17 protein-coding genes are annotated in these 19,583 nt (G+C 61.4%); 9 read left to right on the forward strand and 8 right to left on the reverse strand.

Annotation, left to right across the window (positions count from 1 at the left end; genetic code table 11):
* Positions 1–46: 46 nt before the first annotated feature.
* The 4 genes from pflB to H3T93_RS03070 all read right to left on the reverse strand — a co-directional run bounded on the left by pflB (position 47) and on the right by H3T93_RS03070 (position 6,335).
* Positions 47–2,422, reverse strand: a complete 2,376-nt coding sequence (gene pflB, locus H3T93_RS03055) for a formate C-acetyltransferase (protein WP_046322815.1) — start codon at positions 2,420–2,422, stop codon at positions 47–49.
* A 242-nt stretch (positions 2,423–2,664) separates the two neighbouring features.
* Positions 2,665–2,901, reverse strand: coding sequence for a hypothetical protein (locus H3T93_RS03060; protein ID WP_144176940.1), 237 nt, complete (start codon positions 2,899–2,901; stop codon positions 2,665–2,667).
* A 5-nt stretch (positions 2,902–2,906) separates the two neighbouring features.
* Positions 2,907–4,580 (reverse strand): NAD+ synthase, encoded by a 1,674-nt coding sequence (locus H3T93_RS03065; RefSeq protein WP_144176939.1) that lies wholly within the window; start codon positions 4,578–4,580, stop codon positions 2,907–2,909.
* A gap of 84 nt (positions 4,581–4,664) precedes the next feature.
* Positions 4,665–6,335 carry an MFS transporter gene (locus tag H3T93_RS03070; RefSeq protein ID WP_332468166.1) on the reverse strand — a complete coding sequence of 557 codons (1,671 nt, stop codon included), beginning with the start codon at positions 6,333–6,335 and terminating at the stop codon, positions 4,665–4,667.
* Positions 6,336–6,568: 233 nt separating this feature from the next.
* Here H3T93_RS03070 and H3T93_RS03075 point away from each other — a divergent pair, with 233 nt between their 5' ends.
* Genes H3T93_RS03075 through H3T93_RS03095 form a run of 5 tightly spaced genes read left to right on the forward strand, consistent with a single transcriptional unit; the run spans position 6,569 to position 9,707 of the window.
* Positions 6,569–7,276: a TetR/AcrR family transcriptional regulator gene (locus tag H3T93_RS03075; RefSeq protein WP_186363876.1), complete on the forward strand. Its 708-nt coding sequence runs from the start codon at positions 6,569–6,571 to the stop codon at positions 7,274–7,276.
* Positions 7,267–7,638 carry a YccF domain-containing protein gene (locus H3T93_RS03080; protein WP_144176936.1) on the forward strand — a complete coding sequence of 124 codons (372 nt, stop codon included), beginning with the start codon at positions 7,267–7,269 and terminating at the stop codon, positions 7,636–7,638. The genes H3T93_RS03075 and H3T93_RS03080 overlap by 10 nt, the downstream gene beginning before the upstream one ends.
* Positions 7,639–7,651: 13 nt before the next feature.
* Entirely contained in the window at positions 7,652–8,191 is a 540-nt protein-coding gene (locus H3T93_RS03085) for a peptidylprolyl isomerase (RefSeq protein ID WP_144176934.1), read from the forward strand.
* 12 nt (positions 8,192–8,203) lie between these two features.
* Positions 8,204–8,695: a very short patch repair endonuclease gene (locus tag H3T93_RS03090; RefSeq protein WP_110425136.1), complete on the forward strand. Its 492-nt coding sequence runs from the start codon at positions 8,204–8,206 to the stop codon at positions 8,693–8,695.
* On the forward strand, positions 8,661–9,707 hold the full coding sequence (locus H3T93_RS03095; RefSeq protein WP_144176932.1) for a Gfo/Idh/MocA family protein: 1,047 nt from the start codon (positions 8,661–8,663) through the stop codon (positions 9,705–9,707). Before H3T93_RS03090 ends, H3T93_RS03095 begins: the two co-directional genes overlap by 35 nt.
* Before the next feature lie 83 nt (positions 9,708–9,790).
* Here H3T93_RS03095 and H3T93_RS03100 read toward each other — a convergent pair whose 3' ends face one another.
* On the reverse strand, positions 9,791–10,369 hold the full coding sequence (locus H3T93_RS03100; RefSeq protein WP_046322806.1) for a haloacid dehalogenase-like hydrolase: 579 nt from the start codon (positions 10,367–10,369) through the stop codon (positions 9,791–9,793).
* Between the two features lie 403 nt (positions 10,370–10,772).
* Between H3T93_RS03100 and H3T93_RS03105 the strand changes: the two genes are divergently transcribed.
* A complete protein-coding gene (locus H3T93_RS03105) occupies positions 10,773–11,213 on the forward strand; it encodes a MarR family winged helix-turn-helix transcriptional regulator (RefSeq protein ID WP_144176930.1) in 441 nt (146 codons plus the stop codon).
* Between the two features lie 129 nt (positions 11,214–11,342).
* Here the strand turns inward: H3T93_RS03105 and H3T93_RS03110 are convergent, their stop codons facing one another.
* Positions 11,343–12,740, reverse strand: coding sequence for an MFS transporter (locus tag H3T93_RS03110; RefSeq protein WP_144176928.1), 1,398 nt, complete (start codon positions 12,738–12,740; stop codon positions 11,343–11,345).
* Here H3T93_RS03110 and H3T93_RS03115 point away from each other — a divergent pair.
* Positions 12,724–12,936 carry a hypothetical protein gene (locus H3T93_RS03115; protein WP_144176926.1) on the forward strand — a complete coding sequence of 71 codons (213 nt, stop codon included), beginning with the start codon at positions 12,724–12,726 and terminating at the stop codon, positions 12,934–12,936. The two genes, H3T93_RS03110 and H3T93_RS03115, sit on opposite strands and share 17 nt — an antisense overlap.
* On the opposite strand, the gene H3T93_RS03120 is transcribed toward H3T93_RS03115, so the two are convergent.
* Positions 12,926–14,320, reverse strand: coding sequence for a replication-associated recombination protein A (locus H3T93_RS03120; RefSeq protein ID WP_144176924.1), 1,395 nt, complete (start codon positions 14,318–14,320; stop codon positions 12,926–12,928). The two genes, H3T93_RS03115 and H3T93_RS03120, sit on opposite strands and share 11 nt — an antisense overlap.
* A gap of 269 nt (positions 14,321–14,589) precedes the next feature.
* Here H3T93_RS03120 and H3T93_RS03125 point away from each other — a divergent pair, with 269 nt between their 5' ends.
* Both H3T93_RS03125 and H3T93_RS03130 read left to right on the forward strand, forming a co-directional pair.
* A complete protein-coding gene (locus H3T93_RS03125; protein ID WP_144176922.1) occupies positions 14,590–16,104 on the forward strand; it encodes an amino acid ABC transporter substrate-binding protein/permease in 1,515 nt (504 codons plus the stop codon).
* Positions 16,105–16,190: 86 nt separating this feature from the next.
* Positions 16,191–16,916 (forward strand): amino acid ABC transporter ATP-binding protein, encoded by a 726-nt coding sequence (locus tag H3T93_RS03130; RefSeq protein WP_045936082.1) that lies wholly within the window; start codon positions 16,191–16,193, stop codon positions 16,914–16,916.
* Positions 16,917–16,926: 10 nt separating this feature from the next.
* Here H3T93_RS03130 and H3T93_RS03135 read toward each other — a convergent pair whose 3' ends face one another.
* A complete protein-coding gene (locus H3T93_RS03135) occupies positions 16,927–19,530 on the reverse strand; it encodes a DEAD/DEAH box helicase (protein ID WP_144176920.1) in 2,604 nt (867 codons plus the stop codon).
* Positions 19,531–19,583 lie beyond the last annotated feature (53 nt).

The raw sequence follows: 19,583 nt of genomic DNA on the forward strand, positions 1-19,583 counted from the left end.
CCATGATTCACCGTCTCATCAACGGTTGACTATCGCACAAGGGCGATCAGTCGGTCACCGCACCCTGGTGGAAGGTGCGAGAGATCACGTCGAGCTGCTGCTCGCGGGTCAGCTTGACGAAGTTGACGGCGTAGCCCGAGACGCGCACGGTCAGGTGCGGGTACTTCTCGGGGTGTTCGACGGCATCCTCCAGCTGCTCCTTGCGCAGGACGTTGATGTTGGCGTGGTAGAGCCCGTGGCCGTTGCCAGCGTCCAGGATACCCACCAGGTTGTTGATGCGCTCATCCTCGTCGCGGCCCAGGCCGTCAGGGGTGATCGTGTTGGTCAGCGAGATGCCGTCCAGGGCGTCGTCGTAGTCGATCTTGCCCACGGAGAACATGGAGGGCAGCATGCCGTGCGAATCCATACCGTTCTCGGGGTTGGCGCCGGGAGCGTACGGGGTGCCCTTCTTGTGGCCGGAGGGGAAGGACCCGGTGTTCTTGCCATACTCCACGTTGGAAGTAATGGTCAGAATGGACTGGGTCGGCACAGCGCCACGGTAGACAGGCAGACGCTTGATCTGGCCCATAACGGTGGAGACAGTCCACTTGGCCAGGTCGTCGGCGCGATCGTCGTCGTTGCCGTAGATCGGGAACTCGCCGACGGTCTTGTAGTTGACGATCAGATCGTCGTCAGCGCCCTCGACATACTCAGGGGTGCCCTTGGCATCCTTGTTGTAGATCGGGTAGACCTTGGCGTACTTGATAGCCGACAGGGAGTCAGCGGCGATGGACAGGCCGGACATGCCGCAACCCAGGGTGCGGTAGACCTCCTTGTCGTGCAGGGCCATCTCAATGGACTCGTAGTCGTACTTATCGTGCATGTAGTGGATGATGTTCAGAGCCTCAACGTAGGTCTCGCTCAGCCACTCCAAGGCCTTCTCGTAGTTGTCCTTGACCTCCTGGAAGTCCAGAGAACCGTCTTCCTTGGGGGTGACAGGCTTGATCACGTCCTTGTCGATGACCTGCATGCCGGTCATCTCGTCACGGCCGCCGTTCATGGCGTAGAGCAGGGCCTTGGCGGAGTTGACGCGGGCGCCGAAGAACTGCATCTGCTTGCCGACCCTCATGGGGGACACGCAGCAGGCGATGGCAGCGTCATCGCCCCAGTGGGCGCGAATGTCCTTGTCGGACTCGTACTGGATGGCGGAGGTGTCGATGGAGATACGGGCGCAGAAGCGCTTGTAGCCCTCAGGCAGCTTCGGATCCCAGAAGATGGTGATGTTGGGCTCGGGACCGGGTCCAAGGTGCTCCAAGGTCAGAGTAGCCAGCAGACGGAAGGAGGTCTTGGTGACCATGGGCCTGCCATCGTCGCCGAAGCCAGCGTCGGACCAGGTGGCCCAGTAGGGGTCGCCCGAGAAGATGTTGTCGTAGTCCTTGGTCCGCAGGAAGCGCACGATGCGCAGCTTCATCACGATGTTGTCGATGATCTCCTGGGCATCGGTCTCGTCGATCAGGCCAGCGGCCAGATCACGCTCGAAATAGACGTCGAAGAAGGCGGACAGGCGGCCGATGGACATAGCGGCGCCATCCTGGCTTTTGACCGAGGCCAGGTAGGCCATGTAGGTCCACTGGACGGCTTCCTTGGCGTTCATAGCAGGACGGCTCAGGTCCAGGCCGTACTCCTTGCCCAGGTTTAGCAACTGCTTCAGAGCCTTGATCTGCTCAGCGTGCTCCTCACGGAAGCGGATCCAGTGCTCGATCTCTTCCTCGGTAAAGTCGTTGCGGTAAGGAATCGAATCCTTGTCGGCCTTCTTGCGGGCAATCAGCTCGTCGATGCCGTACAAGGCCACACGACGGTAGTCGCCAATGATACGGCCGCGGCCGTAAGCATCGGGCAGACCGGTCAGAATCTTGTTGTGGCGGGCCAGCTTGATCCTCTTGGTGTAGACGTCGAAGACGCCATCGTTGTGGGTCTTGCGATACCGAGTGAAGATCTTCTTGACTTCAGGATCGGGCTCCTTGCCGGCCTCCTTGAGGGCCTGCTCAACCATACGCCAGCCGCCATAGGGCATCATCGCACGCTTGCAGGGGACATCGGTCTGAATGCCGACAATCACGTCGTCTTGTGTTTCGCCGGCAGGCTTGCCATCGATGTATCCGGCCGGGAAGGCGTCAATGCCAGCCGGGGTGTGGGTGTCCACGTCGTAGACGCGCTGCTTGCGCTCTACGGCAAGGAAATTGTCATCCAGGTAATTCCACAGGAACTTGGTCTTCTCTGTGGCCGGTGCCAGGAAGGATTCGTCACCGGTGTACGGAGTGTAGTTTTTTTGGATGAAGTCGCGAACGTCGATGTCTTTCTTCCAGTCCTCGCCCTTGAAGCCCTTCCAAGCCTTGGCTTGCAGCTCTGCGGGAGAGACGGTATTGGTCTCAACTGCTGTCATAGTCAACTCCTTGTTGATATGGTCAATGGCGCTTCCTCACACCACTGTCACTTTCAAGTATAGGGGGCGCATTACCACGGGAAACCGAATCACGACGTGAGCTATATCACACTGCGAGCAGACTCGCAATAGGCGCCACGCCCATATCCTGCAAGCTCGCCCGGCACACCGCCTGAGCCCCGATCCATTCTGATTGCTCAGCCAACTGGTTGCCAACGCTGGTGTGCGATCCAGCGGAAGCTTCATCTGTCAGCTGAGGACTGTTCCTGCCCGGGATCACCCTCCCAGGCCTGCCGCCAACGGCGGTCCTCTTCATCCCATTCCTTGTTCCGGCGCTTGGCAATCTTCCAGGCATCGAGGGCCTCCTGCCTGCTGTGGTAGGGGCCCATCCGCCTGTCCTGCGGAGACAGCTTGCCCTGCTCGGGTCTGCCAGTGACGGTATTGAAGTACCAGGCCGTCCGCTGCTCTTCGGAGCCCATAGCGATCACTCCCTGAAAGCGTTGGTGACGGGCAGCCGCCGGTCCCGGCCGAAGGCCAGGGAGGTGACCTTGGGCCCCAGCGGGTACTGGCGCCGCTTCCACTCGGCCCGATCCACCAGCCGCATGACCGTGTCGACCGTGTCGGGATCGAAGCCGTCGGCCAGAAGGTCGGCCCGACCATGCGCATGCTCGATGTATGCCTCAAGGACCTTGTCGAGCAGGCTGTAGTCTGGCAGGGAATCAGAGTCTTTTTGCCCTTGGCGCAGCTCGGCCGAGGGAGGCTTGACGATGGAGTTGACCGGGATGGGCTCACGTTCACCCCATGCCTGGGCCCGGGCATTCCGCCAGCGAGCCAGCTGCCAGACACGGGTCTTGAGCAGATCCTTGATGGGTGCGTAACCGCCGACCGCATCGCCATAAATAGTTGAATAGCCACAGGCCAGCTCGGACTTGTTGCCTGTGGCCAGTGCCAGAAGCCCCTCGTCATTGGCATAGGCCATGACAATGACGCCGCGTATCCGAGCCTGCAGATTCTCTTCCGCTACCCCTTCCAGATGCAACTGTCCTTGGAAGGCATCAAATTCCGGGCCTATGGCTTGGACCACGTAACGCACGCCCAAACGCTGGGCCAGGTCGGCAGCATCATCCCGGGAACCTTCCGAAGAATAACGGCTGGGCATGGAGATGCCGCGTACATGCTCCCCCCCGCAGGCATCGGCGGCCATGGTGGCCACCAGGGCCGAGTCGATTCCGCCTGACAGCCCCAGGCAGACGCCCGTGAAGTGGTTCTTGGCCATATAGTCTTTCAGCCCCAACACGCAGGCCCGATAGACCTCCTCATCCCCGGGCATCTCTTCGGCCATGCATGACTCACTGGGCAGTGGGCGCTCCCCTGGTGCAGGAAGGGTCCAAGTAGACAGATCCTGGACGAATCTAGGCGAGCGCTCCAGCAAGGTGCCATCCTGGTTCACCACGAAACTGCCGCCGTCAAAGACCAGATCGTCCTGCCCGCCCACCTGGTTCAGGTAGAGCAGAGGCGCACCGACCTGCTTGGCCCGGCGAGCCGCTAACTCGTAGCGGACATGCCCCTTGCCCTCCTCGAAGGGAGAGCCATTGATGGTCACCAGGAGGTCAATGCCCCTGCCAGCCAGGTCGCTGATGGGATCGCCCTCCTGCCAGATGTCCTCGCAGATGGCCAGCCCTATCCGGTGCCCCTGCACCTCCAGGACCACAGTCCTATCCCCCGGGGTAAAAATCCTGTATTCGTCAAAGACCCCGTAGTTGGGCAGGAAGTGCTTGTCGTAGCCGGCCTCGACCCGCCCCTGGTGCAGGACCACCAGCCGATTGCGAGGCCTGTCCTGATCCGTATCGGTGCCCACGGTCCCCACGATCACATACAGATGGCCCAGACCCTGCTCGTCCAGCTCCTTGGCCAGACGGTCGGCCCTAGACCAGGCGGCCCTACGAAAGCTGGCACGAAATGCCAGGTCCTCGATTGGGTAACCGGTCAGGCTCATCTCGGGAAAGACCACCAGGGTCGCTCCCTGCTCAGCTGCCTTTCGGGAGTAGTCCATAATAATGTCGGCGTTGCCGTCAAGATCGCCCACACAGGTGTCGATCTGAGCCAGAGCCACCAGCAGATCGCCATCCCGCCGCGGCTGTTCCTCTTGTTTGACCATACCAATGATTCTAAACCGTGCCTGGGCCGGCTGACCGGCAGACAATCCCAAAAGACCGAGGCAAAGAAGCAGGGTACGGATGCCTCAGACCTTATCGGCGCCAGCCTTGCGAGCAGCCCTACGCACCAGCACCGAGGCGACCAGTCCCAGGAGAAGCAACAGGACTGCAAAGCCCATGGCCCACTGGGCGCCTTGGGTGAATCCCTCAGTCAAGGCATTGGTCACTTGAGGACCCAAGGCTCCCAGTCGGCCCCGGGTGCCTTGAGCTCGCATGCCGACGATGGCATTACCTGCAGAGGATTGAACCGATCTGACCAGGCCATCGGCGATCTGCACTGAAATCCCCTTGAGGGCCGTCAGATGTCTTGGCAGCACCAGACTCAGAGCCAGGGAGAGGGCGGAACCGGAAACTGCAGCGCCCAGGGCAGTACCCCACTGACGAATGGTGGACTGGGTGGCTGAAGCCTGGCCGGACTGGGACACCGGAACACCGGACAGCACCAGACTGGTCAGCTGTGCCGAGGCAAAGCCCAGACCAGCACCGTAGATAATCAGAGTCAGGGTCATGGGCCAAACCGGCACCGACCCACGCATGAGCAGAATGGACAGGGCCACGCCGACGATTTCCATCAGCAGGCCCGTCTGCACCGTGCCTCCAGCTCCCAGTCGGGCTGAGACCACACGAGCCAGACCCCCCGAAACAACTGACCCCAGGGCCATGACACCCAGGATGGATCCTGCCCCCAGGGGACTCAGGCCTCTGGCGTTGATCAGGTAGAGAGGCAGGACGAACATGACCGCGAACTGACCGGCGTTGACGATGGCGGCCGTCAGGTTGCCCCAGCCGAAGGTGCCAATGGCGAACATGGACACGTCCAGGATGACCATCTTGCCCTTGCGCGCCCTAGCCAGCTCGGTCAGCGCAAAGGCGGCCAACAGGGCCAATCCGAGGATCAGACTGACCGGAACCGGCGACAGGGGCACTGCTACAGACCAGTGCAGTGGGCCCAGTTCAAGTGCGGCGCGCGGATGCCACCAGCCGTAGGTCTGCCCCTCAATCAGCGCAAAGACCACCAGGGCCGACCCTAGAGCCGAAAGAAGTATGCCCTTCCAGTCGGCAAGCATCCCCCACCGGTCACCAGTCTGCCGGGGAGCGGACTTGGTCTCGGGCACAAAGACTGCGCTGGCCACGAGAACGATCAGTCCCAGAGGCAGATTGACCAGGAAGATCCACCGCCATCCGATGGTGCTGGTGAAGACCCCGCCCAGGAAGGGACCGACCGCCGCAGCGGATGACATGACGGCTCCCCAGATGCCGAATGCAGTGGCCCGGTGACGACCCCGGAAGGTGGCGGAAATGGTGGACAAGGTGGAAGGCATGACCAGGGAGCCGCCAATTCCCTGAACAAGCCGGGCTAGAAGCAGCACTGTGCCGGAGAAGGCCGATGCGGCGAAGATGGAACCCAACACAAAGATGACCGTACCCACCTGCAGGATCCGCTTGCGCCCGATCATGTCCCCCAGACGACCGGAAGGCAGGAGCAGGGCCGCCAGAACGATGCTGTAGAGAGCGGTCACCCATTGAGCTTGAGCCAAGTTGATGTGGATGGCAGCGATGATGGAAGGAATGGAGACGTTGACAATGGACGAATCCAGCACAATCATGGCCAGACCCAGGGCCAACACCCAGAGGGCACGCCAAGGCGGTGCCGCCTCCAGAGAATCCTGGCTGCCTTTCATACTGCCTTTCTTCACGTCTATGCTTGCCGATCCAGTCATCAGCTCTCCCCCCTCGCCCTGGTCTGCGAATTTTTTGCGACTATACGTCGCGAAAATCCATCTGGCAAATTCACTCAGCGCGGACAAGCCGCACGCTAAAGAGACCCTTACGGCTTGGCTCTGCTGTAAATAGGCCATATCATATGCCCCATGACCGGCTGAGCTTGATTCATCGTCGCTGCAACCAGGAGGCCGAACCAAGGAGGACCATGCCCAGGATCCACGAATCCACGCTCCAGGAACACCGCGCCAAAACACTAGACCAGATCATTGCCGCCGCCGAGGCCATCCTGCGCACCGGCGGACGCGACCGGCTGACCATGGCTGAGGTGGCCCGACGCACCAATCTGGCCCGTAACTCCCTATACCGCTATGCCCGGGATGCCGACCAGCTCTGCGACATGGTCATGGAACGGCACCTGCCCGACTGGGGTCAGGCCCTGGACCAGGCCTTGGGCAGGACAGACGACCCGCGCCGGACAGTCGAGATTTGGACCCGCACCAATCTGGAACAAGCCGGGCTGCACGGACATGGTTGGCTGATGAACCTCTATGCCGAGCAGCACGACGAACAGTTACGCCAGACCCTGATCTACGGCAATCCCTCCAACCCCCAGGAGCCCGTCCCAAGGAGTGATCGACCCACGGACCGGCAGGCCCAAGCCCTTCTGGACTTCCACCGGCAGGTCAACCAGCCGCTGATCCAGGCATGGGCAGCCCTGCGGCCAGCAGATCCTGCCATGGGCGTGGAAGTGACACGTGGCATCGTCCAATCCGGCATGCGACTGATCGATGCTCTGGACCAGGATCTTGCGCCCGAACAGCGGCAGGAACGGCTGACCATCATCATTGAAAAAGTGACCGCCTGCGCCAAGGCCGTCATCGCCACACTGACGGAAGGACCTACATGCGCCTGATCGGCAACATCTGCTGGCTGCTGCTGGGAGGACTGGCCATTGCACTGGCCTGGACCCTGATGGGCATCGTGCTCTGCCTGACAGTGGTGGGTATCCCCCTGGGGGTCCAGGCCTTCAAGATGGCCAGACTCACCCTGACCCCATTTGGCCGACAGGTCATCTACGGAGGCGGGCTGGGATCCTGGCTGGCCAACCTGCTCTGGATCATCCTGGGTGGCTGGTGGCTGGCTCTGGCCTATCTGGCGGCCGGACTGGTCACCATGCTGACCGTGGTGGGCATACCCTTCAGCCTGCAGGCCTTCAAGATGGCCCGCCTGGCCCTGATGCCCTTTGGATCCTCGGTGCGCGTCGCCGTCTTATGAAAGGATTGGGAACATGAGCACAGTCATCATGCATACCTCAGAAGGCGACATTCGCCTGGACCTCTTTGACGATAAGACCCCGGAAACCGTAGCTAACTTCTTGGATCTGGCCGCCGGTCGCAAGGACTGGACCGACCCCGAAACGGGCCAGAAGCGTCAGGATCCTTTCTATGACGGGCTGACCTTCCACCGAATCATCAAGGACTTCATGATTCAGGGCGGCTGTCCGCTGGGTACCGGCACAGGCGGCCCCGGCTACGAATTCGACGATGAGATCGACCCCTCTCTGACCTTTGAGGAACCCTACAAGCTGGCCATGGCCAATGCAGGGTTGCGCCGGGACCCCGCCACCGGAAAGACCCATGGCACCAACGGATCACAGTTCTTCATCACCACCGTTCCCACCCCCTGGCTGAATGGGCACCACACTATCTTCGGCCAGGTTGCCGATGAGGATTCCCGGCAGGTGGTCGACAAGCTGGATGCCGCGGCCACCGACTCGGGCGACCGTCCCCTTGAGCCGGTCTTCATCAACAGCGTCGAAGTCCTCTGAGCCGTGCCGGGGATGGTTTCGAAAAAGACACCCAGCAGATTCCAGCCCGGCACACGCAGCTACACCATGTCCCGAATCAGGGGCACAGAAACATCAATAGAACGCCAGGTCCGGTCCTACCTCTTCTCGCGCGGTCTGCGGTTCCGCAAGAATGACAAGAGGTATCCGGGCCATCCTGATGTGGTTCTGCCCAAGTGGCGGGCCATGGTATTCGTCAATGGCTGTTTCTGGCACATGCATCAGGGCTGTGCCAAATTCTCCCTTCCCAAATCCAATGTGGAGTTTTGGACCACAAAGCTGACAAGGAACCGTTTGCGGGATCAGGAGCAGGGCGATAAGCTGAAAGCCATGGGCTGGCGGGTTTTCACCGTCTGGGAGTGCGAGCTGGATGCACGTCATGCCCAAGAAACCCTGCAGAAATTGTATGAGGCCATCACAGCAGATGGCCATTCGAACGAAGGAGTCAAGGATGAGCAGATTGAACGGCAAACGACAAGAGGCTGAGCAGAAGGGAATGCGGGTCAACTTCGCCATTCTCGGCGCTGGAAGTATAGCCAACGCCCTAGCCAAGACGGTGGTAATGATGGCCCAAGATCCGCAGTACAGTCACCTGGTGGCCCCCTATGCTGTGGCCGCCAGGGACGGGGATCGTGCAGCCGACTTCGCCCAAAAATATGGAATCCAGCATTCCTATGGCTCCTACCAGGAACTCCTGGATGATCCCCAGGTGGATCTGGTCTACATCGCCACGCCTCACAGCCTCCACGCCGAGCAGGCCATCGCCTGCATGAAGGCCGGGAAGAACGTGCTGGTTGAGAAGTCCTTCACCGCTAACGCCGACCAAGCCAGGCAGGTCATGGAGACATCCGAGAGCACCGGCCTGCTCTGCACCGAGGCCATCTGGACCAGGTACATGCCCTCGCGCTCCATCATCGACGATGTCATCTCCTCGGGAGAAATAGGCACCGTAAAAACCGTGACCGCCAACCTGGGATATGTAACCGTGGGCAAGGCCAGAATGACCGACCCCGCCCTGGCCGGTGGCGCCCTGCTCGACGTGGGTGTCTACCCTCTCAACTTCATCGACATGGTCATGGGACCCAAGCCCATCGAACGGGTCTGCACGGATTGGGTCCGCAGCCCGGAGGGCGTGGACAGCCAGAACTCCACAACCATTTCCTACCAGGATGGATCCATGGGAGCAGCAACCAGCTCCATGGTCTCAGTCAGCGACCGGACCGGCCGCATCTGGGGAGATCAGGGTTACCTGCAGTGTGCCAATATCAACAATGTGGAGTCCATCGACCTGTACGACGGGGACCATAAATTGAGGAAAAGCTACCCCATCCCCGACCAGCTGACCGGTTATGAATACGAGGTGGCCAGCGCCGCACAGGCCATCCTGGACGGCAAGACCGAGTGCGCCCAGATGCCCCACAAAGACACCCTGCGCATCATGGAGCTCATGGACTCCCTGCGCCGCCAGTGGGGATTGGTCTTCCCCTTCGAATCATGAACTAGCACACAGGCCACTTCAATGATGGAATCATCCCTCCAGAAGGAGTCTTTGCCAATGAGGAGGATGCAGGCAGACTTGGCCTATTTGATGCGGCGGACCTTGCCATGCTCGACCAGGTAGGCCCGCCGGGCAAGATCGATCATGGGCAGGTCGAAGGCCGAATCGGTGTAGAAGGCGTCAATTGCCGCCTCCTGGCCCAGGGTCCGCTGAAAGTGCAGGGGCTTGTCAGGTCCGAAGTTGAGGTAGCCCACGGTCAGGGACTCCAAATCCAGAGTGGAGCCGATGCAGTGGTTGATGCCCAGTCGTCGGCAGGCCTCCCCGGCCACCAGATCGAATGAGGCGGTCACCACCACGTCGTCGGCCTGGGGGGTGTACCAATCCATGATTTTGTGCATGTTGGCATCCCAGAACTGGCTGACCAGCCGGTCCATGTCAAAGCCGGGACGCGAGGTCAACCGTCGCAGGTAGCGCGAGCCCACCCGACGCATGGCCGAATCCAGCTGCTCCAGGGTGACCCGGCCCAAGCGGTAGCGGACGGCATAGAAGAGGGCAACCGGCAGGTAGTGCAGCACCCGCGGATCCTTGCGGGCAGTGAACAGGTAGAAGTCAAGCAAACTCTCGCCATCGTAAATTGTGCCGTCGAAGTCCAGTACCCGCATGCCAGCCCTTTCCAGATTAGGTCGCGAAAAGAGAACATTTTAGCATACCGTGGAGCAACGACGGTGATAGTCCCCGACCTTGGACGAGCAAAGGGGCAATTCCTTTTAACCCAAGAGCCTGAGGTAGACAGAAAGTTCCTGGATGATCGACTGGTACAGACATCAAGTAGGGGCAGCCTGGGGAATTATGATGCGCCTGGCCTCTGTTCCGATTGTGGACCATCCCCAAGGTGTCGACAGCATTGATATGATGAAAAATGCGTCGTCCGTGCTGGGCCGAGGCTAGGGAGTTGCTGAAAATAGGCCTGGAAGGGGAACGGCGCCGAAGGGGTCCATGCGGTTATCGGGTTAACCATGCCCGCAGAATTCTTCGATCTTCCTTACCAGCTAGGGGGCAGCAGCGATGTTAAAGAAGAGCCACTACCACAACCTGAGCAGCTGCATAGCCGGAATCTACCGGCATGCACGCAACGATGCCAGCCGCTATACAGGCGACTCCACTTTACGGGGTACCCAAGGTGATCTGATTGTATACCTCTATGATCATCCAGGCCTCAGCCAGCGCCAGATAGCACGGGACCTGTGCGTGGATCCCAGTCTGCTGGCTCGGGATCTCAAGGCTTTGAAAGCCCAGGGCCTGGTCAGCCGTGAACAGAACCCCGCTGATCACCGAGTCAATATCATCGCCCTGACCAGGTCAGGCGCAGATATGGCTCGCAAGAGGATCAGGTCAGTCAACAACTGGTGGATCGATCTGTTCAAGCAGAATCCCGATATCGACCCCGAGACTTTCCAAACCGAGTTACGTTGCGTCTACAACCGGCTGCTGGCTAACCAGCTCTGATCTCTCTTATTGAGAAAGGAATATTACTGAGAACAGGACCTGGCCGATTCCTTGGCCGCCCCTCGACGGTACCAGGCTCATGCCAGGCCTTATACCTTTTAGACCCTTTATACCCTTGGGTCGGCACTATCAGCCCACCGAGCGGCCGGACGTCTCCCAGCCCATCAGACCCACAACGAGCATGGAGGCCAGAGCCACCAGGCTGATGGTGACGAAGATTGAGGTGCTTCCCCACTGGCTGAGCATGGCGCCGATCAGCACGGGCATGAGCACATTGCAGAGCTTGGCAACGGCATTGGCAATGCCCACGCAACGGAAGCGGACAGTGGTCGGGAAGAGCTCGGGCGCATAGACGGCCACTACCGAAGACATGAGGACGTAGAGGCTGGCCATGAGCAGGATGCCAACCAGAATGGCCGTGACCTGGCTGGTCTGCGCGGCATAGAGCAGACCGAAGACCGCCGTCAGCAGGAAGGCCGTAACAATGATCCGCTTGCGGCCGACCCGGTCCAGAAGCAGGGATCCGATCAGGCAGCCCAGGGGGGCGCCCAGCATCATCAGGGTGCTGATCCACAGGGACCCGCTCAGATTTATGCCCCGCTTGAGCAGAATGGTGGGCACCCAGGAGGTGAAAGCGTAGGAGCAGACGTTGGTGGCCGAGACAGCCACAGTGGCCACAATCAGGCCACGAACAACGCTACCCGACGCCTTGGCAGATGCCTTAACGTCTTCATTCTTTTCGGCGAGGACGGAGCCGCTGACAAAACCGGAACCTGCCTGTTCCCGACCGTTATCGGCCTCCAGAAGTTCAACCACCTGGGTGGCCTCGGCCATCCGCCCATGCAGGGCAAGCCAGCGAGGAGACTCAGGGATGTCACGCCGCAGGTACCAGATCAGCGCAGCTGCCAAGCCAATGCCCACAAAGAGCGGCCTCCATGACCAGCGGGGAATAATCCAGGCGCACAGGAGCATGGCCAGGGGGACTCCGGTGTTAGCCACGAGCGAGACGATGGCGCTCCAACGGCCGCGGTGCTTGATGGGAGCGAATTCGTTGACCATGGAGAAGCCGGTGACAATCTCGGCGCCCAGCCCCAGGCCGGCCCCTAGACGGCAGACCGAAAGGACGGCCATGTTCGGTGCCAGAGCGCCCAGCAAGGTAAAGCCTCCGAAGAGCAACAGGTTGATCTGATAGGCGGTCTTGCGTCCACGCAGGTCTCCGATAAACCCGGCCAGCAGCGAACCCACCAGGAGCCCTAGGAAGCCGGCCGACAGGAAGAGAGAATTCTGGGCGACCGTGGACCATCCGGTGCTCAAGGCCGAACTGGCTACTGCGCTGCCCACATAGACATCGATGCTGTCCATGAGCATTCCCGCAGCCACCAGGGCCACGATCTTGTAAAAAGTAGCCGATTCACGAGCATTGTCTACTCGCCGGGTAATCTCGCGGACCGCCAAGTCGTCCTCGGCCACACCGAGACCCTTTGATTGTTCGGATATGTCTGCTTTGTCAATGACCGCTGTCGACATCGTCACCCTCGCGCCCGTGCATGAGGCAGGCAAACCCCATGCGTCCATGCCAGGCCTGCCGACGACGACAGACTCCTTGTGGGAGCGTGGCGACCGTCAATATGGAAGGCCTGGACCCTGCGGCGTTTCGGTCATTGTGTGGCTGCTCAACGTCTATTGGGTGCCCAGTATAGGAGTCTCGGCGGTCATTGCCTAGACCCGGCGTTTCCCTCCGGCCCGGCAGCCCTGTCCAGGATGGCCCTGATGGCCTCCAGTCGGGGACCGAGCTGGCGCTCGTAGCCTCGATCATTGGGGTGGTAGTAACGTCGTCCGACCAGTTCGTCCGGCATGTACTGCTGTGGGGCCACCGCGTCCGGCGCATCGTGGGCATACTGATAGCCCTCGTGGTTGCCCCAGGCCTTCATCAGCTTGGTGGGAGCGTTGCGCAAATGAAGGGGAACCTGGCCGATATGCCCGGCGTCCACGTCTTCCAGGGCCTGGTTGATGGCCAGGTAGGACGCGTTGGACTTGGGTGCGGTAGCCACGGCGATAACTGCCTCGGCCAGGATCAGGCGGGCCTCAGGCATGCCCACCATGGCCACGGCCTGAGCAGCTGCGACCGTGATCTCCAACACCTCCGGAGAAGCCATGCCTACCTCCTCGGCAGAGGCGATCATGATTCGTCGGGCGATGAAGCGCGGATCTTCGCCAGCCCGGATCATCCGAGCCAGGTAGTGCAGGGCCGCATCCACGTCAGAACCCCGCATTGACTTGATGAAGGCCGATGCCACGTCGTAGTGATCGTCACCCTTCTTGTCATAGCGGACAGAGGCCACATCCATGACCGAGGAGACCACCTTGGCATTGATCAGCGGCCGACGCGCCCCCTTGGCACGAGGCCCGTCCTCGGTGACAGCTCCCGCTGCAGCCTCCAAAATGGTCAGAGCACGACGGGCATCACCTCCGGAAAAACGCACGATCTGGTCCAAAGCCTCTGGATCCAGTCTTACCTGATCCTTGAGCCCCCGCTGGTCCTTGACAGCCCTGCGGACCAGCTTGGCCAGGTCCTGATCGTCCAAGGCCTCCAGCTTGACCACCACCGAGCGCGAAAGCAGGGGCGAGATGACCGAAAAGCTGGGATTCTCCGTGGTGGCTGCGATAAAAGTCACATCCCGGTTCTCTACGCTGGGTAACAGGGCATCCTGCTGGGACTTGGAGAAGCGGTGGACCTCATCAATAAAGAGGACTGTCTCCTGTCCCTGGCTGACCAGCCGCTCACGAGCCTGGGCGATAACCTGCCGGACCTCCTTAACCCCCGAGGTAACGGCCGAAAGCTCCTCGAAATGCCGCCCGGATTGTCGGGCGACAATGTATGCCAGGGTGGTCTTGCCCACCCCAGGAGGACCGAAGAGAATGACCGAGCTGGGAGCCGTCAGACGGTTGTTCGGATCCGACCGGGCCAGCCGCTCCAAGGGGGTTCCAGGGGCTGTGACCTTGTCCTGGCCGACCACCTCGTCCAGGCTTCTGGGCCGCATCCTGACAGCCAAAGGCAGGGTGTGCTCCTCGGGGGGATCAGCCGCCTGGAAGAGATCATCAACCATCTGCAATACCTCATTCCTCGGGGCCCCTATGGCTCCCCGCCCTCACCAGCATAGGCCTGAGCCTGCCACAAATAGCAAGACGAACGCGCTAGACTGGAAACCCATATGGCCGTATCGCCCAGCGCGTAGTTGGGTTCCAGAAATACGGTGTGTGTACAGTTTACTGGTCATCAGCCTGGATATCTTCAGGAAAGTCCATGGGCGGCAGCAAGGCCTGTCGCCTGAAAAATCGGGACCGGTACAGGTCGGAGCAATAAGGAGAATCGCCAGTGATCGCCAAGCATGTTCGCCAGGGATGGACATCGGGTCCAGGCAGGTGGGTCGTCGGCCTGCTCGCCCTGGTCCTGGGGCTCTCAGCCCTGATCGTCGCCCCCCTGGCCACGCCGGCGCAGGCGACCCAGGACTCCCCCGCCGCGCAGGCGGTCCACGGACGAACCTTCCGCGTCGCCACCGACACCACTTTTGCCCCCTTCGAATTCAGGGACTCCTCTGGCAATCTGGTCGGCATCGATATGGATCTGATTCGCAAGATCGCCGATATTGAGGGGTTCTCGGTGCAGATCCAGTCCTTGGGCTTCAACGCCGCCCTGCAGGCCTTGAACTCCCAGCAGGCCGATGTGGTCATAGCCGGCATGACCATCACCGACCAGCGCAAACAGGTCTACGATTTCACCGACCCATATTTCGACTCCGGCGTACAGATGGCCATCGCCAAGGACAACGACCAGATCCACAGCTACAAGGATCTGCAAGGCACGGTGGTGGCCGTGAAGATGGGTAGCGAGGGTGAGGCTTTCGCCAAGCAGCGTGCAGCCCAATACGGCTTCACAGTCAAGGCGGTGGACCAGTCCTCCACCATGTACGAGATGGTCAAGTCCGGCAATGCCCAAGCGGTCATCGATGACTACCCGGTCCTGGCCTACGGCATCGCCCAGGGCAACGGACTGAAGACCGTGACCAAGAAGGAGCCTGGCGCCTCCTACGGGGCAGCCGTCCGCAAGGGCGAGAACAAGGAGTTCGTAGCCGCCTTCAACGAGGGTCTGGCCAAGATGAAGGCCGACGGCAGCTATAAGAAGCTGGTTGATTCCTACGTAGGCAGCGGCCACTCCAGCAAGAGTGCCCCCGCCTCCCGGCCAGGATTCTTCGAACTGGTCCGCCAGGCATTCCCATCCCTGATGCTGGGCCTGCGCAACACCCTGGCCATCACAGCCATATCCTTCGTCATCGCCCTGGCCATCGGCATCATCCTGGGACTGTGGCGGATAAGCCCCAACCGGATCCTGTCCTGGATTGCCCGCATCTACGTGGCGGTCTTCAGGGGCACACCCGTCCTGGTCTGGGCCTTCTTCTTCTACCTGGGTGTCCCCCAGCTGATCGGCCACCGCATCAGCATCTGGCTGGCCGGCGCGCTGACATTGTCCCTCAACTCCGGAGCCTATCTGGTGGAGATCGTGCGCGGGGCCATTGACTCGGTGGACGTCGGGCAGATGGAGGGAGCACGCAGTCTGGGCCTGACACGTCGCATGGCCCTGCGCCGGGTCATCCTGCCCCAGGCCGTCAGGTTCGCCACGCCCTCCATCATCAACCAGCTGGTCATCATGCTCAAGGACTCCTCCCTGCTGCTGGCCATCGGCTTCGGCGAACTGCTCTACCAGGCCCAACAGATCTACGCGGCCAACTTCCGCGTGACCGAAACCCTGTTCATGGTGGGCGTCATCTACTTCGTCGCCATCAGCGCCCTGACCTGGATGGCCAATATGCTCGATAGGAGGCTGCATCGATGAACTTCGAGGACCCGGACATGGACACCGGACGACTGACCCGTCGCATCCGCCAGAACCAAAGTCGCCGCAACCAGGGAGAGTCCCAGATGGCCGTATCCATCCGCGACCTGCACAAGCGCTACGGCGACACCGAGGTCCTCAAGGGGATCGACATGGAGGTCAAGCCGGGCGAGGTCATCTCCATCATCGGCCCCTCCGGCGCGGGCAAGTCCACCCTGCTGCGCTGCATCAACGCCCTGGAGATGCCGACCTCGGGCACCATCAGCGTCTACGGGATCGACATTTCCGATCCAAAGACCAACATCGACAAGCTGCGCGAGCACGTGGGCATGGTCTTCCAGCACTTCAACCTCTTCCCCAACATGAGTGTGGCCGACAACATCATGCTGGCCCCTCATATGCTACACAAGACGCCCAAGGAGGATGCCCGGCAGCAGGCCCTGGACCTGCTGGAGACCGTAGGGCTTCAGGAGAAGGCGGACGCGCGGCCCACGGATCTGTCAGGCGGGCAGCAGCAGCGTGTGGCCATCGCCCGCGCCCTGGCCATGCACCCGGACATCATGCTCTTCGACGAGGCCACCTCGGCCCTGGATCCGGAGATGGTGGGCGACGTGCTTGAAGTCATCCGCTCACTGGCTGAGGGCGGCATGACCATGATTCTGGTCACCCACGAGATGGCCTTCGCCCGGGAGGTCTCCTCCAGGGTGATCTTCACCGACGCCGGAATCATCGAAGAGGAGGGCACGCCCGAACAGATCTTCGGCCACCCGCAGAGCCCTCGGCTGCAGTCCTTCCTCTCCAAGGTCCTATAGGGACCCGGGTTTATAGGTCCATCAGTTCCTCGATGGGACCCACCCGGTACTCCTTGAAGACCACCTGGCCGCTCTCCTGGGTGGCATCCAGATCCACGATGCCTGCGATGCCCCAGTCGCGCTCCCCCTCGACGTCGTCGAAGATCTGTTGGACCCGCCAGGTGTGCCCCTGGTACTCGTCACGGTCATCCAGGCTGAAGAAGTCCGAGGACCTGGCCTGGGCATCGGTCAGAATCTGCTCATGGTCCTCGTAAAGGTCGTCCAGCGCGTCGCTCCAGGCCCGCAGGCCATAGCCCCAGTCCGCATCCAGGTCGGCCAGGACCTCCGGCCGGTCGGCGGCAACCAGCTCCACCCGCTGGAACATGGCGTTGCGCACCAGCAGGGTCAGTCCCCGCCGGTCCGTCACCACCTGGTTCTCCACCTTGGGCGGAGCGGCATCCAGGCCGCTTGCGACTTCGCCATTTTCAGCCCTGCCCGTGGCCTCCCACTCATCCACCAGGCTGGAATCCACCGAGCGCACAATAAGTCCCAGCCAGGCCAGGATGTCCTCCAGCCGCTCATCCATGAACTCTTCGGGAACCGTCCTGCTGAGCGCCCGATAGGCGTCGGACAGATAACGCAGCAGTGTCCCCTCCGACCGGGATATTCCGTAACGGGCGATGTAGCCGTTGAAGTCCGAGGCTGTCTCGATCATGTCCCGCAGAACAGACTTGGGATGGATCTCATAGTCGTTGGCCCAAGGAACATCCCGGCGGTAGCGGTCGAAGGCCTCCCCCAGCAGCTCTTCCAGGGGCTTGGGCCAGGTCACCTCCTGCAGACGCTCCATACGTTCCTCGTACTCCAGGCCATCCTCCTTCATCTGCTGGATGGCCGCGTCGCGGGCCTGCCGCTGCTGTGCCTTGAGTATCTGCCGGGGATCCTCCAGGGTGGCCTCGACCATGGAGAGCAGATCCATGTCGTAATCAGGGTCCTCGGGATCCAGCAGCTCCAGGGCGGCCAGCAAGAAGGGCGAAAGAGGCTGATCCAGGGCGAAATCCTCGGGCAGATCCACAGTCGTGAAGTAGTCCAGGCCGCCGTCGGGGTTTCGTTCGGTCTCGATGACCCCGGTGTCGGTCAGGGTCTGGAAAATCTCGTCGGCCCGGTCCTGCAGATACTCCTTCTGCTGCGGTGTCTGACGGGAGTCCTCGATCAGGTCCTCCACCCGTCTCCTGGCATCCCCGCCCTGGTCGACCTCGTTGAGCACCATGGCATGGGAGATCTTCAGGTGCGGCGTCAGGGTCTCGGGACGTGCCTCGATCAGCTTGTCAAAAGTCCCCTTGCCCCAGGTTACGAACCCCTCCTGTGGCTTCTTCCGCTTGATCCGCTTGAGCTTCTTGGGGTCGTTGCCAGCCTTGGCCACGGCCCTGGCGTTCTCAATCTCGTATTCGGGGGCCTCGGCCACGACCAGCCCGCTGGTATCGAAGCCCATGCGCCCGGCCCTGCCAGCAATCTGGTGGAATTCCCGAGCCCTCAGGCGACGCATCCTGTAGCCGTCGAACTTGGTCAGTCCGGTCAGCAGGACCGTGTGGATGGGCACATTGATGCCGACCCCCAGGGTGTCCGTGCCACAGATGACCGGCAGAAGGCCATCCTGGGCCAGCTGCTCCACCAGACGCCGATACCGGGGCAGCATGCCCGCATGGTGGACCCCGACCCCGGTGCGCAGCAGCCGCTGCAGAATCCTGCCGAAGGCCGTGGTGAAGCGGGTGCCGGCCATGGCCTCCTTGATCCGGTCCCGCTGGCCCCGGTCGGAGACCCCCGTGCTGGACAGGGCCTGGGCCGTCTCCAGGGCGGCATCCTGTGAGAAGTGGACGATGTAGACCGGCGAATCCCCATCGGCCAGCAAGGACTCCACAGTGTTGGGCAATGGGGTGTCCACATAACGGTAATCCAGTGGGACCGGTCGGGGGGCGTCGGCAACGATGTCCACCCCCACCCCGGTTTTGCGCTCCAGGTCCTGGGCGATCTGATCCACGTCGCCCAGGGTGGCCGACATGAGCAGGAACTGCACATCGGGCAGGGTCAGCAGGGGCACCTGCCAGGCCCAGCCTCGGTCCGGATCCCCGTAATAGTGGAACTCATCCATGGCCACACAGCCGATATCGGCATGGCGACCCTCCCTGAGCGCCTGGTTGGCCAGGATCTCGGCAGTGCAGCAGATGACCGGGGCATCCGTGTTGATATGGGTGTCGCCGGTGATCATACCCACCCGGTCGCGACCCAGAACCGAAACCAGGTCGAAGAACTTCTCGGAGACCAGGGCCTTGATGGGAGCCGTGTAATAGGAGCGCCGCCCAGTGCACAGGGCGATGAAATGCATGGCCAGGGCCACCATGGACTTTCCCGAGCCGGTCGGGGTCGACAGAATCACATGGTCGCCAGAAACCAGGGAGAGGACAGCCTCCTCCTGATGCGGCCAGGGGGTGATGCCCCGGGAAGCCACCCAGGAGAAGAAACGGTCGTAAATCTGATCCTCGGTCAGATTGCGGGGGCCTCCCGCCTCAGGGACCAAGTCGCCCAAGGAGACTGGTTGGTCGGTTGAGGCGGTTGAGGAATCAGCATGTTCTTGGACCATGTCCACCAGTCTATCCGGCCAGGCACACAAGTACGGCCGGACACAGGCTTCGT

Origin of the sequence: Bifidobacterium sp. M0404, from assembly GCF_016101415.1 — a bacterium.
Lineage (GTDB): Bacteria > Actinomycetota > Actinomycetes > Actinomycetales > Bifidobacteriaceae > Bombiscardovia > Bombiscardovia polysaccharolytica.

Bases quoted from the DNA above. Each gene is read 5' to 3' on its own strand.
- pflB (WP_046322815.1), bottom strand. From the start codon at position 2,422: ATGACAGCAGTTGAGACCAATACCGTCTCTCCCGCAGAGCTGCAAGCC.
- H3T93_RS03060 (WP_144176940.1), bottom strand. From the start codon at position 2,901: ATGGGCTCCGAAGAGCAGCGGACGGCCTGGTACTTCAATACCGTCACT.
- H3T93_RS03065 (WP_144176939.1), bottom strand. From the start codon at position 4,580: ATGGTCAAACAAGAGGAACAGCCGCGGCGGGATGGCGATCTGCTGGTG.
- H3T93_RS03075 (WP_186363876.1), top strand. From the start codon at position 6,569: ATGCCCAGGATCCACGAATCCACGCTCCAGGAACACCGCGCCAAAACA.
- H3T93_RS03080 (WP_144176936.1), top strand. From the start codon at position 7,267: ATGCGCCTGATCGGCAACATCTGCTGGCTGCTGCTGGGAGGACTGGCC.
- H3T93_RS03085 (WP_144176934.1), top strand. From the start codon at position 7,652: ATGAGCACAGTCATCATGCATACCTCAGAAGGCGACATTCGCCTGGAC.
- H3T93_RS03090 (WP_110425136.1), top strand. From the start codon at position 8,204: ATGGTTTCGAAAAAGACACCCAGCAGATTCCAGCCCGGCACACGCAGC.
- H3T93_RS03095 (WP_144176932.1), top strand. From the start codon at position 8,661: ATGAGCAGATTGAACGGCAAACGACAAGAGGCTGAGCAGAAGGGAATG.
- H3T93_RS03100 (WP_046322806.1), bottom strand. From the start codon at position 10,369: ATGCGGGTACTGGACTTCGACGGCACAATTTACGATGGCGAGAGTTTG.
- H3T93_RS03105 (WP_144176930.1), top strand. From the start codon at position 10,773: ATGTTAAAGAAGAGCCACTACCACAACCTGAGCAGCTGCATAGCCGGA.
- H3T93_RS03115 (WP_144176926.1), top strand. From the start codon at position 12,724: ATGACCGCTGTCGACATCGTCACCCTCGCGCCCGTGCATGAGGCAGGC.
- H3T93_RS03110 (WP_144176928.1), bottom strand. From the start codon at position 12,740: ATGTCGACAGCGGTCATTGACAAAGCAGACATATCCGAACAATCAAAG.
- H3T93_RS03120 (WP_144176924.1), bottom strand. From the start codon at position 14,320: ATGGTTGATGATCTCTTCCAGGCGGCTGATCCCCCCGAGGAGCACACC.
- H3T93_RS03130 (WP_045936082.1), top strand. From the start codon at position 16,191: ATGGCCGTATCCATCCGCGACCTGCACAAGCGCTACGGCGACACCGAG.
- H3T93_RS03135 (WP_144176920.1), bottom strand. From the start codon at position 19,530: ATGGTCCAAGAACATGCTGATTCCTCAACCGCCTCAACCGACCAACCA.